General features: G+C 72.8%; 14 protein-coding genes. 3 read left to right on the top strand and 11 right to left on the bottom strand.

Translation table 11 applies throughout. The features are described from left to right. Positions 1 to 83: 83 nt before the first annotated feature. Together QM595_RS03915 and QM595_RS03910 are read right to left on the bottom strand one after the other, a co-directional pair. The gene (locus QM595_RS03915; RefSeq protein WP_415170217.1) at positions 84 to 2,354 is read right to left on the bottom strand and encodes a sodium-translocating pyrophosphatase; all 2,271 of its coding nucleotides are present in this window, start codon (positions 2,352 to 2,354) and stop codon (positions 84 to 86) included. Positions 2,355 to 2,493: 139 nt separating this feature from the next. Next, positions 2,494 to 2,832, bottom strand: coding sequence for an anti-sigma factor antagonist (locus QM595_RS03910; RefSeq protein ID WP_415170216.1), 339 nt, complete (start codon positions 2,830 to 2,832; stop codon positions 2,494 to 2,496). Between the two features lie 164 nt (positions 2,833 to 2,996). Here QM595_RS03910 and QM595_RS03905 point away from each other — a divergent pair, with 164 nt between their 5' ends. Together QM595_RS03905 and QM595_RS03900 are read left to right on the top strand one after the other, a co-directional pair. Continuing rightward, positions 2,997 to 5,312, top strand: a complete 2,316-nt coding sequence (locus tag QM595_RS03905) for a DEAD/DEAH box helicase (protein WP_415170215.1) — start codon at positions 2,997 to 2,999, stop codon at positions 5,310 to 5,312. Positions 5,313 to 5,351: 39 nt separating this feature from the next. Next, the gene (locus QM595_RS03900) at positions 5,352 to 5,651 is read left to right on the top strand and encodes a hypothetical protein (protein ID WP_415170214.1); all 300 of its coding nucleotides are present in this window, start codon (positions 5,352 to 5,354) and stop codon (positions 5,649 to 5,651) included. Positions 5,652 to 5,724: 73 nt separating this feature from the next. Here the strand turns inward: QM595_RS03900 and QM595_RS03895 are convergent, their stop codons facing one another. The 8 genes from QM595_RS03895 to ssd all read right to left on the bottom strand — a co-directional run bounded on the left by QM595_RS03895 (position 5,725) and on the right by ssd (position 11,518). Beyond that, positions 5,725 to 6,003: a hypothetical protein gene (locus QM595_RS03895; RefSeq protein ID WP_415170213.1), complete on the bottom strand. Its 279-nt coding sequence runs from the start codon at positions 6,001 to 6,003 to the stop codon at positions 5,725 to 5,727. Between the two features lie 258 nt (positions 6,004 to 6,261). Beyond that, positions 6,262 to 6,810 carry an Rv3654c family TadE-like protein gene (locus tag QM595_RS03890; protein ID WP_415170212.1) on the bottom strand — a complete coding sequence of 183 codons (549 nt, stop codon included), beginning with the start codon at positions 6,808 to 6,810 and terminating at the stop codon, positions 6,262 to 6,264. Beyond that, positions 6,810 to 7,172: a TadE family type IV pilus minor pilin gene (locus QM595_RS03885; protein ID WP_415170211.1), complete on the bottom strand. Its 363-nt coding sequence runs from the start codon at positions 7,170 to 7,172 to the stop codon at positions 6,810 to 6,812. The genes QM595_RS03890 and QM595_RS03885 overlap by 1 nt, the downstream gene beginning before the upstream one ends. 215 nt (positions 7,173 to 7,387) lie before the next feature. Further along, positions 7,388 to 7,564, bottom strand: a complete 177-nt coding sequence (locus tag QM595_RS03880; protein WP_415170210.1) for a DUF4244 domain-containing protein — start codon at positions 7,562 to 7,564, stop codon at positions 7,388 to 7,390. Positions 7,565 to 7,752: 188 nt separating this feature from the next. After that, on the bottom strand, positions 7,753 to 8,472 hold the full coding sequence (locus tag QM595_RS03875) for a type II secretion system F family protein (protein ID WP_415170209.1): 720 nt from the start codon (positions 8,470 to 8,472) through the stop codon (positions 7,753 to 7,755). Then, the gene (locus QM595_RS03870) at positions 8,469 to 9,227 is read right to left on the bottom strand and encodes a type II secretion system F family protein (RefSeq protein ID WP_415170208.1); all 759 of its coding nucleotides are present in this window, start codon (positions 9,225 to 9,227) and stop codon (positions 8,469 to 8,471) included. Before QM595_RS03870 ends, QM595_RS03875 begins: the two co-directional genes overlap by 4 nt. 46 nt (positions 9,228 to 9,273) lie before the next feature. Then, a complete protein-coding gene (locus QM595_RS03865) occupies positions 9,274 to 10,440 on the bottom strand; it encodes a TadA family conjugal transfer-associated ATPase (protein ID WP_415170207.1) in 1,167 nt (388 codons plus the stop codon). Between the two features lie 43 nt (positions 10,441 to 10,483). Next, on the bottom strand, positions 10,484 to 11,518 hold the full coding sequence (ssd, locus tag QM595_RS03860) for a septum site-determining protein Ssd (RefSeq protein WP_415170206.1): 1,035 nt from the start codon (positions 11,516 to 11,518) through the stop codon (positions 10,484 to 10,486). A gap of 142 nt (positions 11,519 to 11,660) precedes the next feature. Between ssd and QM595_RS03855 the strand changes: the two genes are divergently transcribed. After that, entirely contained in the window at positions 11,661 to 12,455 is a 795-nt protein-coding gene (locus QM595_RS03855) for an HAD family hydrolase (RefSeq protein ID WP_415170205.1), read from the top strand. 294 nt (positions 12,456 to 12,749) lie between these two features. On the opposite strand, the gene QM595_RS03850 is transcribed toward QM595_RS03855, so the two are convergent. After that, positions 12,750 to 13,457, bottom strand: coding sequence for an oxidoreductase (locus tag QM595_RS03850; RefSeq protein ID WP_415170204.1), 708 nt, complete (start codon positions 13,455 to 13,457; stop codon positions 12,750 to 12,752). Positions 13,458 to 13,462 lie beyond the last annotated feature (5 nt).

The raw sequence follows: 13,462 nt of genomic DNA, 5'->3' as shown, positions 1-13,462 counted from the left end.
GTCGGCAGAAGTGCAGGCGCGGGGCCTGCACTTCTGCCGACTCGGCCTCGCTCAGAGCAGCACTTCTGCCGACTCGGCGCTTCTCACACTTGCACTTCTGCCGACTCGCGCTCGATGGCGACCGGGCGGCGCTTGGAGATGTAGACGGCGACGGCGATGCCGAGGGCGGCGACCACGGCGATGAGGATGCGCAGCGGATCGCTGGCGTTCTCGCCATAGGTCAGGTTCACGACGGCGGAGACGATCAGCAGGCTGACCAGGTTCATCACCTTGAGCAGCGGGTTGATCGCCGGGCCGGCGGTGTCCTTGAACGGGTCGCCGACGGTGTCGCCGATGACCGTGGCGGCGTGGGCGTCGGAGCCCTTGCCGCCGTGGTTGCCGTCCTCGACCAGCTTCTTGGCGTTGTCCCAGGCGCCGCCGGCATTGGCGAGGAAGACCGCCATCAGGGTGCCGGTGGCGATGGCGCCGGCCAGGAAGCCGGCCAGCGGACCGATCCCGAGCCCGAAGCCGACGGCGACCGGCGCCAGGATGGCCAGGATGCCGGGGGTGGCCAGCTCGCGCAGCGAGTCGCGAGTGACGATGTCGACGACCTTGCCGTACTCCGGCCGGCCGGTGCCCTCCATGATCCCCGGGATCTCCCGGAACTGCCGTCGTACCTCGAAGACGACGGCGCCAGCCGCCCGACCGACGGCGTTGATCGCCAGGCCGGAGAAGAGGAAGACGACCGCGGCACCGAGCAGGGTGCCGACCAGCAGCTTGGCGTCGAAGACGAGGAAGCCGCCGAGGATGGCGCTGGAGTCGCTCGCATCGCCGGAGTCGGCGAAGGCCTCGAAGGCGCTCTGGGTGTACGACGCGAACAGCGCGCTCGCGGCGAGCACCGCGGTGGCGATGGCGATGCCCTTGGTGATCGCCTTGGTGGTGTTGCCGACCGCGTCGAGCTCGGTGAGGATCTGCGCGCCCTCCTCGCTGACGTCGCCGGACATCTCGGCGATGCCCTGGGCGTTGTCGGAGACCGGACCGAAGGTGTCCATCGCGACGATGACGCCAACGGTGGTGAGCAGGCCACAGCCGGCCAGCGCGACGGCGAACAGCGCGGCCGAACCGCCGATCAGCGCCGCCCCGAAGACCGCCGCGCCGATCACGATCGCGGTGTAGACGGCCGACTCGAAGCCCACGCTCAGGCCGCTGAGGATGACGGTGGCGGGCCCGGTCAGCGAGGTCCGGCCGACGTCCTTGACCGGGCGGTAGTCGGTGCCGGTGAAGTAGCCGGTCAGCGCCAGGATCGCGGCCGCGAGCACCACGCCGATGACGACCGCGACGGCCGCGAGCAGCCGCGGGTCGGCGTCCGGCAGGTCGTCGGAGAGCAGCCCGGCCGCGCCGGCCGTCCACTCGCCGGGCAGGTAGAGGAAGGCGACGATCGCCGAGACGATCCCGCCGACGGCCGCGGAGATGTAGAAGGCGCGGTTGATGGTCAGCAGACCGTTCTCACCGACACGAGGCCGGCACAGGTAGATGCCGAGCACGGCGGTCAGCGCGCCGACCGCCGGCACCAGCAGCGGGAACACCAGCCCCTTCTCTCCGAGCGCCTGCGACCCCAGGATCAGCGCGGCGACCAGGGTGACGGCGTAGGACTCGAAGAGGTCGGCGGCCATGCCGGCGCAGTCGCCGACGTTGTCGCCGACGTTGTCGGCGATGGTGGCGGCGTTGCGCGGGTCGTCTTCGGGGATGTTCTGTTCCACCTTGCCGACGAGGTCGGCACCGACGTCGGCGGCCTTGGTGAAGATGCCGCCGCCGACCCTCATGAACATCGCGAGCAGGGCGGCGCCGAAGCCGAAGCCCTCCAGCACGTGGGGAGCCTCGCCCTGGAAGATCAGTACGACGACGCTGGCGCCGAGCAGGCCGAGGCCGACGGTGAGCATTCCGACGGTGGCGCCGGTGCGGAAGCCGATCCGCATGGCCGCCTCCCGGCCGTCCCGGTTGGCCGCGGCGGCGACGCGCACGTTGGCGCGGACCGCGAGCGACATGCCGAGGTAGCCGACCGAGGCGCTGAAGCCGGCGCCGAGCAGGAAGAAGATGCTCCGGCCGATCCGCACTCCCCAGTCGTCGGCCGGCAGCGCCAGCAGCACCACGAACGCGATGACGGCGAAGACGGCCAGGGTGCGGAACTGGCGGGCGAGATAGGCGGCCGCGCCCTCCTCCACCGCCTGGGCGATCTCGGTCATGTGCTCGGTGCCGCTGGCGGCGTCGAGCACCTGTCGGCGGAACATCCAGGCGAGGCCGAGCGCGGCCAGCGCTACTACAGCGACGATGACGACCAGAACCAGGTCGCCTCCGGTGACATCGACATCGGACATGCGCGTCCTCCTGCGAGTGGTGGGTTCCCCCAGTTCACCGAGGATATGTGAGTGTCGTCACATTTTGGAACAGGTGATGGGAAAGTACGCCGCCCGCGCGTCGTCGCGGAGGCCGCTCCGGCAGGGCGCAGAGAGGCTGTCAGCCGGCGGCGATGGCCGACTCGGCGGACTCGTGGATGGTGAACACCTTCGAGAGCCCGGTGATGCGGAAGATCTTGAGCAGCCGGTCCTGGGTGCAGACCAGCTGGAGGCTGCCGTCGTGGGCGCGGACCTTCTTCAGGCCGCCGACCAGCACGCCCAGTCCGGTGGAGTCGAGGAACTCCACCGCCTCCAGATCGACGATGAGGTCGTAGGCCCCCGCTGCGACGAGCTCGGTGATCTTGTCGCGCAACTTGGGCGCGGTGTAGACGTCGATCTCGCCACCGACCGAGACGATGGTCGTCCTACCGACCTCACGGATCGCCAGAGTCAGTTCCACGGAGCACTCCACTCAAGATTATGTCGGTCAACTCCGTCGTCCGAGTCTGGAACGCTCGAGCCGACCAAGCCGACCCTATGTAATCACGAGGTTGGCACAGCGTGCAGCGGCTATCTCAACGAGCTGTGCATAACTTGTCGGCAGTCTTTGCCAGGATGGATGCTGTGACCACGGCTCCTGATGCCGTCTCCTCGATCGCGCACCGGCTGGCCGGCGTGCCCGGCCGGGAGGGACGGCTCACCCATCTCGAGGAGCTTGCGCCCCGTGCCGCCGCGCTCGGCGACTGGCCGGGCTGGGCCGATCCCGAGGTGGTGGCGGCGTTGGCGGCCACCGGCATCCAGCGGCCCTGGCGGCACCAGTCGGCCGCCGCCTCGCTGGCGGCCTCGGGCGCTCACGTAGTGATCGCCACCGGCACCGCGTCGGGCAAGTCGTTCGCCTACCAGCTGCCGGCGCTCTCGGCGATCCGGGCCGCCCGTGGCCCCAAGGGCCAGCGCGGCGCCACCGTGCTCTACCTCGCTCCCACCAAGGCGCTGGCACAGGACCAACTGGCCCGGCTCTCGGCGCTGTCGCTGGACGTCCGGGTGGCGACCCACGACGGCGACAGCCCCCGCGAGCAGCGCGAGTGGACCCGGGCGTTCGGCGAGTTCGTGCTGACCAACCCCGACATGCTGCACCGCTCGCTGCTGCCCGGCCACTCCCGGTGGGCGTCGTTCTTCGGCTCGCTCGCCTATGTGGTCGTCGACGAGTGCCACCACTACCGGGGCGTCTTCGGCGCCCATGTCGCCCACGTGCTGCGCCGGCTGCGCCGGGTCGCGGCGTCGTACGGCGCCTCGCCGACCTTCGTGCTCGCCTCGGCGACCGTCGCCTCCCCCGCGGAGGCCGCCCAGCGGCTGACCGGACTGCCCGTCGAGGCCGTCGTCGAGGACGGCTCCCCGCGCGGGCGGGTCTCGCTCGGGCTGTGGCAGCCGCCGTTGACGGCGTACGCCGGCGAGAACGGCGCGCCGGTGCGACGAGCCGCCTCCTCCGAGACCGCCGACCTACTGGCCGACCTGGTCTCCTCCGGCGTGCGCACCCTGGCCTTCGTGCGCTCGCGCCACGGTGCCGAGCAGGTCGCGCTGACCGCCGCCGCGCTGCTGGCCGAAGTGGATCCGTCGCTGCCCGGCCGGGTGGCGGCCTACCGGGGCGGCTACCTGCCCGAGGAGCGGCGCGAGCTGGAGCAGGCGCTGCGCTCCGGCGAGCTGCTCGGCCTGGCGGCGACCAACGCCCTCGAGCTCGGCATCGACGTCAGCGGGCTCGACGCGGTGCTGATGGCCGGCTATCCCGGCACCCGGGCGGCGCTGTGGCAGCAGCTCGGCCGGGCGGGGCGCGGCGCTCGGGACGCGCTCGGCGTGCTGGTGGCCAGGGACGACCCGCTCGACACCTACCTGGTGACCCATCCCGCGGCGCTGCTGGGACAGCCGGTCGAGGCCACCGTCTTCGATCCGGGCAACCCCTATGTGCTCGGCCCGCAGCTGTGCGCCGCCGCACAGGAGATCCCGTTGACGACCGCCGACTTCGCGCTGTTCGGGCCTACCTCGGAGCAGGTGGTGGCGTCGTTGACCTCTGCCGGGTTGCTGCGGCGGCGGCCGCGGGGCTGGTTCTGGACCGATCGCCGCCGGGCCGTCGACCTGGTGGACATCCGCGGCGCGGACGGCGGCTCGGTGCAGCTGATCGAGGGCGCCACCGGCCGGGTGGTCGGCACCGTCGACACCGGGCGGGCGCACAGCACCGCTCACGCCGGGGCGGTCTACCTCCATCGGGGCGAGAGCTGGCTGGTGACCTCGCTCGACCTGGAGGACCGGGTGGCGGTGATGGAGCGGGCCGATCCGCCGTACTCCACCACGGCGCGCGAACGCACCGACGTCTCGATCGTCGCCGAGCGGGCCCACGAGCGCTGGGGCGAGTCCCGGCTGTCGTTCGGCGAGGTGGACGTGTCGCACCAGGTGGTGTCGTTCCTGATGCGGCGTCGGCCGAGCGGGGAGGTGATCGGCGAGGAGCCGCTCGACCTGCCGGTGCGGACGCTGCGCACCAGCGCGGTCTGGTGGACGGTGCCGGTCGGCGCGCTCGAGGCGGCGGGGCTGGCCGCCGCTGACCTGCCCGGGTCGGCACATGCCGCCGAGCACTGCTCGATCGGGCTGCTGCCGCTGTTCGCGACCTGCGACCGCTGGGACATCGGCGGCGTCTCGACCGCCCTGCATCCCGACACAGGGCAGCTCACCGTCTTCGTCTACGACGGCCAGGCGGGCGGCGCGGGGTTCGCCGAGCGGGGCTATGCGGCCGCCCGGCCGTGGCTCACCGCGACCCTGGAGACGATCCTGGCCTGCGAGTGCGACGACGGCTGCCCGTCGTGCATCCAGTCACCCAAGTGCGGCAATCAGAACAACCCGCTTGACAAGATCGGTGCTGCCCGGTTGCTGCGCGTCCTGCTCCGCGACACCTGATCAGGCGCCAACGAGGCTGGGGGCATCTATGCTGCGACCATGTTGGTCCTCGGCCTCGTCCTGATGGTGCTTGGCGTTCTCGCGCTGCTCGCCGGGATCTTCACACCCGGCGGTGACGCTAGCCTGCTGGGCCTCGAGCTCGGCACGACCAGCGTCTTCCTCGTCGGGGTCTTTTCGGGCGTGGCGATCCTGTGGGGCTTCTCCATCGCGAAGTACGGCGGCAAGCGGGAGCTGCGCCATCGCCGCGAGCAGAAGCGGCTCAACGAGCTCTCCGAGAAGCTGGAGCAGGTCGAGGCCGACCGGGCCCACGAGCGCGACGTCGACCGGCCGGGCGACTAAGAACGTGTTTAAGAAGTCCTGACCTACTGCGCGGCGGCGCGGAGCCGGCGCCTCCGAGTTCTCAAACGCGCTCTCAGGCCGTCGCGCGCGCCCGGGCCCGAACAGCCGCAGCCCGCACACGCGGATACATGTGGTCGGGCTCGTTGCTCAATGCCTGTTCGACGAGAGCCAGTGCCTCAGCCGGGACGGGGATGCTCCGTTCGACCAAGGCATCGACGAGGACCTCGAACGCGTAGGTCGCCTCGCCACCCTCCAGAGTGCCCTCCACGATCGACCACCGAAGTCCTGGGTCAGCTATCAGCGGAGCAAAATCCCTCACAAACTGACCGGCGGCGCGGTGGACCTCGAGCATGGCTACCACGGTATGTCCTCCAACACGATCGGAGCGAGGCTCCGCACGCGCTGGACGCCGGGACCTCGGAGTGCTTCGACGTAGTTCGGATGTCCCCGTTGCCGAACCACTCCCGCGGAAAGACCGTCTTGCCGATCACCGGAGGTGGATCGAACGGGTCGTGCCTGCCAGCACCTGGGTCGAGCTCGTCGCCTGACCAGACATGAAGCCAGGTGCCGTGCGGGAACTCCACGTCCTCTCGCCGAAACGGGGCCTGGCTCACGGGGCCGGCCCGGCGCGGGCCTGCGCTTGCAGGTCCGCGTGAGCGCCGAACCAGTGCGGTCCTGGGGCCGTCACGGTGACGAGCACGTCGTCGCCGGTGAGAGAGCAGGCATCGATCCTGACCCCGTTGGCGGCGGCGATCCGGGCCGACTCGGCACAGGCGTCGCCGCCGGTCACCGCCGCTCTGGCGCCGGCCAGCGCGGCCAGGTCGGCGGCGGCCTGGGCGGTGCGGTGGGCGGCGAACATCGCCGCCACCACGCCCAGCGCGTTGCCGATCATCAGCAGCAGTCCGATCATCGCGATGGCGAACGGCACCGCCGAGCCTCGCTCGCGGCCCGCTCGGCGCCGTGACGGTGCCCTCGGCCTAGGGAGACACTGATCAGTCCCGCCTGCTGCGCGCCGCGACGCGGCACGCTGGCCGCACCGCGGACGCTCGACAGGCGCCCAGCCTGCCCTCCCGACCAGGTCTGAACGAAGTGGCCTTTGCCAGCGCACTCGCCTCACGACGCTCGCGACGGCGCCATTGATCAGCGTCTCCCTCGTCATCAAGTCGTCTCCTCCGCCACGGCGACCGCCTCGGCGTGGACCGTCACCCCGGACAGGCCGGCGAACAGGCCACCCGGCCCGCGCACCCGCGCCTTGGCGGTGACCACGACGTCGCCCTCGGTCGAGCTGACGGCGATGCGGGTCTCGGCGGGACCGACCTCTCGGCCACGCGCCACCGCCTCGGCCTGGGCGTCGCCCCGGGCCAGCGCACGGGCGGTCTCCCGAGCCGCGTCGACCACCCGCAGCTGCGCGGCGCCGATCGAGAGCAGCCAGACGAGCCCGAGCGTCACCGCGACCAGCGCGGGGAGCACCATGACCAGCTCGGCCGTGGCGGCTCCCCGCTCCGCTCTCCGCCCGGTCATAGAGCGTGTTCGAGAACTCGGCGGCGAGTTCGGCGTTGTCCAGCGTGCGTCATGGAGCTCGGGGTCCTCGCGGAAGTGCGAGCGCCAGCGAGCATCTTTCGTGGGGTGAGCTGGCGGAGGAGGGAGCCATGCCGGAGGCATGGCGACCGACGACAACGCAGCCAGGGCGTGCGATGGGAGGCGCCGAGCCGGCGCTTCCGAGTTCTCGAACACGCTCATAGCCCGAGCAGGGAGAGGACGTGGTCGTAGAGCTTCTCGAGCAGGTCGGTGCCGAAGCCGCCGGTGAGCATCTTGTAGAGCAGGCCGGCGAGACCGGCCCCGGCGGCGGTGCCGACGGCGTATTCGGCGGTGGTGATGCCGCGCTCGTCTCGGCGGCGGGTGGGCAGCTGCATGGGTCCTCCTGGGAGTCGGGCCGGCCGCCCTGTGCGGCCGGACACCCCTGAGGATTCCCGCCGGCGCCGACAGCCGACACCCGCCGTACGACTGGCTGTGGAAAGTCGTGTTCGAGAGCCGCCTGTGGATGGTTTTTGGCCTGTCGTGTGACTCCTGGGGCCAGTTGGCCGGACCTGGCCGACCGTCCTCAGCCCAGGCTGAGGGTGCTCAACAGGCCGCCGACGAGAGGCACGATGCCCAGGCAGAGGAAGGCCGGCAGCAGGCACAGGCCGAGGGGTACGGCGGCCTTGACGCCGACCCGCCGGGCCCGGTCCTCGACCTCGGCGCGGGCGTTGCGGCTCAGCTCCTCGGCCAGCCGCGCCACCGTGGCGACCACCGGCGACCCGGTGGCCTGGGCTCGGGCCAGCGCGCGGCCCAGCGGCGCCAGCCCCGGCTCGTCGGCCAGCCCCTCCCAGACGCCGACCGGGTCGGCGCCGAGCCGGAGCCGAGCCGCGGCACCGGCCAGCCGCGTCGACGCCGGGCCGGGAAGCGCGTCGGCGACGGCAGCCACCGCGTCGGCCGGTGCGGCCCCGGCCGCCAGCGCAGCACCGAGCAATCGCACCAGGTGGGGCAGGTCGCGCCGCAGCAGCTCGCGGTCGCGACGCACCTCGGCGGGCTCCGCTCGACCGATGCCGGCCCAGCAGGCGGCGCCCGCGAACGGTGCCGCGACCAGGCCCGCCACCCCACCGACGAAGGTCGCGGCACCGACACCGGCCAGCAGGCTGAGCGGGAGCCGGTAGCGGATCATCCAGCCGCCCGCCGGGGTCTCCGCTGGCGGCACCGGCGGGGAGGGCGGTCTGACCCGGTACGGCAGGCCGAGCGCCACCGCGAGGCCGGCGAGGAGCGCGGCCAGGGCCGTCCCAGTCACGGCGAGTCCACCGACCGGGCGATGGCCTCGATCCACCACAGTCCGGCGAGCGCGAGGGCGAGGCCCAGCGCGAGCGCGACCACGCCGACGGTGGTGCCGAGCAGGAACGCCCACGGGTCCCCGCCGACCCCGGAGCCCATCGCGAGCGCGGCGACGGGCAGCAGGGCGACCAGCTTGCCGGTCGCCCTGGCCGAGGCGAGCTCGCCGTCGACGACGCGGCGGCTGGCCTGCTGCTCGCGCAGGTCGAGGGCGACGCGATCGATCGCCGCCGCGAGCCCCTGCCCGGTGCGGTGGGCGACCTGCCAGGCGGCGGCCACCCAGCGAAGCTCGCCGGCACCGGGCAGCGCCGCCACCAGCCGCAGCGCGGCCGGCACGTCGGCGCCCACCCTCGCGGCCTCGGCGACCGGCGCCAGCACCGGCCAGCTCCGCGCCGCGCTGGTGAGCGCCGCATCCGGCGGCTGCCCCGCCGAGAGCTCGGCGGCGAGCTGCTCGCAGACCTCGACCAGCGTGGCCGCCGTACCCGAGGCCGCCAACCGGGCCGTCCGGCGCCGCCACAGCCGCACCGCCGCGACCGTGACCCCGACGCCGAGCGCGAGCAGCGCCATGACCCGGGTCGGCACCGCCACGACGAGCAGCACCCCCGGCATCGCGAACACCCAGCCGGGCGGGCGGCGGCGCGGCGGGCCAAGGCGCGGTCGTGGCGCGACCGACAGCGTCACTGCGAGCGCGGCCGAGACCACAGCGAGGGTGATCACCCGATCCCTCCGAGCAGACTGGGGAACCGCTTCGGCCGGGTGGACCTCATGGCTGCCCCAGCAGCTCGGCGAGCCGGGCCGCGGCCGGGCCCTCGACCAGGTCGCCGGCCGGTGTGAACGACACCGCGAGCGACATGGACACCAGGCCCGCTGAGGATCTGACGGGCACCGCTACCTGGGACAGCCGCCGCGTCCCGTCGACGCCGCGGGTCAGCTGCAGCACCGCGGCTACGCCCGAGGCGAGCTGACTGTGCGCCGCCTCGCGGCCGAGACCGGCGGCGAGCGCCAGTGCCTCGACTCGGGCCGGCACGTCAGCGGCCGAGTTGGCGTGGAGCGTGCCGCAGCCGCCCTCGTGGCCGGTGTTGAGCGCCGCCAGCAGGTCGACCACCTCACCCCCGCGCACCTCCCCCACGACCAGCCGGTCGGGCCGCATCCGCAGCGCCTGGCGGACCAGCGCCCGCACCTCGACCGCACCCGCGCCCTCGATATTGGCCGGTCGGCCCTCCAAGCCGACCACGTGGGGATGGTCGGGCCGCAGCTCGGCGGCGTCCTCCACCAGCACGATCCGCTCCGAGGCCGGGACCAGCCCGAGCAGCGCCGCCAACAGGGTGGTCTTGCCGGTGCCGGTGCCGCCCGAGACCAGGAAGGCCAGCCGGGAGGAGATGACGGCGCGGAGCAGGGCGGCCCCGTCGGGGGTGACGAAGCCACCGGCGAGGAGGTCGTGGAGCGAGAGCGCGCGCCGCGACGGCACCCGCAGCGAGATGGCGGTGCCGGGACGGGCGAGCGGGGCCAGCACCGCGTGGAACCGGCTGCCGTCGGCTAGCCGCAGATCGGCGTAAGGGGCGGCGTCGTCCAGGCGCCGCCCGGCGGCCGCTGCCAGCCGCTGGGCCAGCCGGCGCACCGCGTCGTCGTTGGGGAAGGTCACGGCGGCGGGCTCCAGGCCCGAGCCTCGGTCGATCCAGACCTGGTCCGGTCCGTTGACCAGTACGTCGGTCACGCCGGGCAGCCGGAGCAGCGGCTCCAACGGGCCGGCCCCGACGACGTCGCGGCGAAGCGACTCGTAGACGGCGAGCACGGTGGCGTCGCCGATCGGCGCTCCCGTCGCCCGCAGCGCCTCCGCGACCCGGTGCGGGGTCAGCTCGCCGGGGGCGCGGGCCAGCCGGTCGCGGACCTCGTCGACGACCTCGGGCGCGAGATCCACTGCGGCGCTCACCCCCGACTCCCGGCCACTTGAATGACTCGCTCGCGCCGCTCACTCATGAGGCCACCGACAGCATCTCGAGCACCGCGGCAGCAGCCCGCCCCAGCGGGGCACGGCGGTTGCGCAGCGGGCCGTAGCCCAGGTCGATGGCCTCGTCGAGGCCACGCTGGTCGGACATCGCCGCCAGCACCGGCGCACCGACCGCGGCGGCCACTGCCGCCTCGTCGGCGAGGCCACCCCGCACCACGAGCCGCAGCCGAGACCGGTCCGGCAGCGAGGCGACCAGTCGGCTGGCCGAGGCGATCCCGACCAGGGTGCAGGACACCACGACGAGCACCTGATCGCACCGGTGGAGCAGCTCCTCGGTGGTCGGCGACAGCGATCGAGGCAGGTCGATCACGACGGTGTCGTGGCCGCGCCGGGCAGCGGAGAGCACCTCCCGGGCGGCCACCTCCGGCAACTCGCGCGAGGAGCCCGCGACCCAGGTCAACAGCGCCAGGTCCCCCCGTCGCGGCAGCGCCTCGCGCAGCGAGCGGGCGCTGAGCCGACCGCTGGTGCGGGCCAGCTCGTCCCAGCGCACGCCCTCGTGCGTCTCCATGCCCAGCACCCGGTCCACGCCGGGCCCGAGTGGATCGGCATCGATCACCACCGTCGGCCCGGCCCGGGCGGCGAGCTGGCCGAGCGCACAGCCGAAGGTGGTGGCCCCGGCGCCGCCCGAGCCGGCGATGACGCCGACGGTGAAGCCACGCGCCCGGCCCACGTCACCAACGTCCGAGAGCAGCGCGGCGAGCCACTCCGCCGAGGCCGGCAGCATCACCACCGCCTCGGCGCCGAGCGCCAGCGCCTCGCGATAGAGCGCGTCGGGGACCGTCCAGCCCACGACGTGCACGCCATCGCGTCGCGGCGGCGCCAGCCGGGCGAGCTCGGCGACCAGATCGGCCCCCACCAGGACGACGGCGGCCTGCTGCCAGCCGCGCAGCGCGCCACCGGCATCGGCGGCGACGGCGGGCGTGACGCCGGCAGCGGCAGCCAGCCGGACCAGCTCGTCGAGGAGGGTCTCGTCAGCGGTGATCAGCAGCGCGTCGGTCATGATTGCGACGATTCCCGCCGACACGACGGGTCACACCAGGTGCCGTCGTACCTGTGGAAAACGCGGGCGCGAAGCCCGCCTGTGGACGGAAATTGGCCGATCGGCGGACCGCCGAGGTGGCGGGGCACCTACCATGGGAACCATGGCAAGCGGCCGGCAAGCGGCGTTCTTCGACCTCGACAAGACGATCATCGCCAAGTCGAGCACGCTGGCGTTCAGCAAGCCGTTCCAGGCCGGTGGGCTGCTCTCCCGCAAGGCGCTGCTGCGCAGCGTCTACTCCCAGTTCGTCTACGTGGTCGGCGGGGCCGACCACGACCAGATGGAGAAGATGCGCCAGTTCCTCTCCGAGCTGGTGACCGGCTGGGATGTCGCCACCGTCAAGGAGATCGTGGCCGACACGCTGCACAATGTCGTCGACCCGCTGGTCTACGACGAGGCGGTGCAGCTCATCGAGGAGCACCACGCTCTCGGCCGTGACGTCGTCATCGTCAGCGCCAGCGGCACCGAGGTGGTGGAGCCGATCGGCGAGCTACTCGGCGCCGATCATGTCATCGCCACCACGATGGCCATCGAGGACGGCAAGTACACCGGCGAGATCGCGTTCTACGCCTACGCCGAGGGCAAGGCCGAGGCGATCGGGCGGCTCGCCGAGGTCAACGGCTACGACCTGGCCGAGTCCTTCGCCTACAGCGACTCCGCGACCGACGTGCCGATGATGGAAGCGGTCGGCCACCCGTTCGCGGTCAACCCCGACAAGGACCTGCGACGGATCGCCAAGGAGCGCGACTGGCCGGTCCTGGTCTTCACCAAGCCGGTGGCGCTGCGATCGAGGCTGCCAGCCGCCCGGCCGACCCTCGCCGCGCTCGCGGTGGGCGGTGTCGTAGTCGCCGGCGGGGTGATCTGGGCGAGTGCCCGGCGGCGGCGGATCGGCGCCTGACAGGTGCCGCGCACAACTCTCCCACTGTCCTCCCGTCGGCGGAGAAGATCAAGCCTTGTCTGCGTCGTACGACGGGGGTAGAAACGACCTTGAGAGAACTCAACAGCGCACACTCGACCGGGTACCCACGCGGCGAACTTCCCTTCCTACAGGGAGCTGATCCGATGACGGGGAGACAGCCCGCCGGCAGCAATAAGGAGTTGCACGCCTGGTAGCCCCACGGTCGGGTGTCACGCGGTGGCATCCGGACTCCTAGAGAGATCGGGTGCCACCTGCTTGTGTCAGAACACGTTCTCAGCCCTGCAGCGGGCTGGCCTCGGCGCCGGCGGCGTAGGCCTCGGCGGCATAGAGCAGCCAGGAGTGCACGCCCTCCCGGGTGCCGGCGGCATAGCCACGCAGGTTCGACTCGTACTGCGGCCGCAGCGCCAGGTGACCCGCCTCCGGCACCGTCAGCGACTTCTCGTCGACGCCGCGGACCACCAGGACCAGCCGCTCGGCGGCGCGGGCCACCAAGCCGTCGTGCGAGCCGAAGGGCGTCGCGGTGGCGAGATCGGCGTGGACGATCGCGGCGACGACCAGCGCGGGAGCGGTCGTGGTCGCGGTGAGCAGCCCGGCCAGCGCCTGCAGCCGGGCGGCGGCCTCGGCGTTTCGCGGCCGGCCGACGTCGGGCCGGCCGGGGGCGGCCAGCGCGTGTAGCCGGGCCAGCGCCTGCAGCGGGGCCCGCTTCAGCACCGGCACCAGCGAGAGCAGTTCGGTGGAGATCCGGACCGCGTCGAGGGCGATCGGGTCACCGCCGGAGGCCCGCACCTCGGCCAGCGAGGAGGCCGACCCCGCCAGCACCGCGGAGGCGTGCGCGCCGCGCAGCAGCGACTCCGCCGTGGTCTCCGGTGAGGTACGACGCAGGCCCCGGTCGCGCAGCACCACGTCGATGCCGTCGCGGGTGCCGGCGTACGCCGAGGAGACACCTTCGAGCGACACCAGCCACGACAGCGGATCAGACACGGCCC

It is taken from the genome of Nocardioides sp. (assembly GCF_047607185.1).
Lineage (GTDB): Bacteria > Actinomycetota > Actinomycetes > Propionibacteriales > Nocardioidaceae > Nocardioides.
This window is presented reverse-complemented; position numbering and strand designations above follow the sequence as displayed.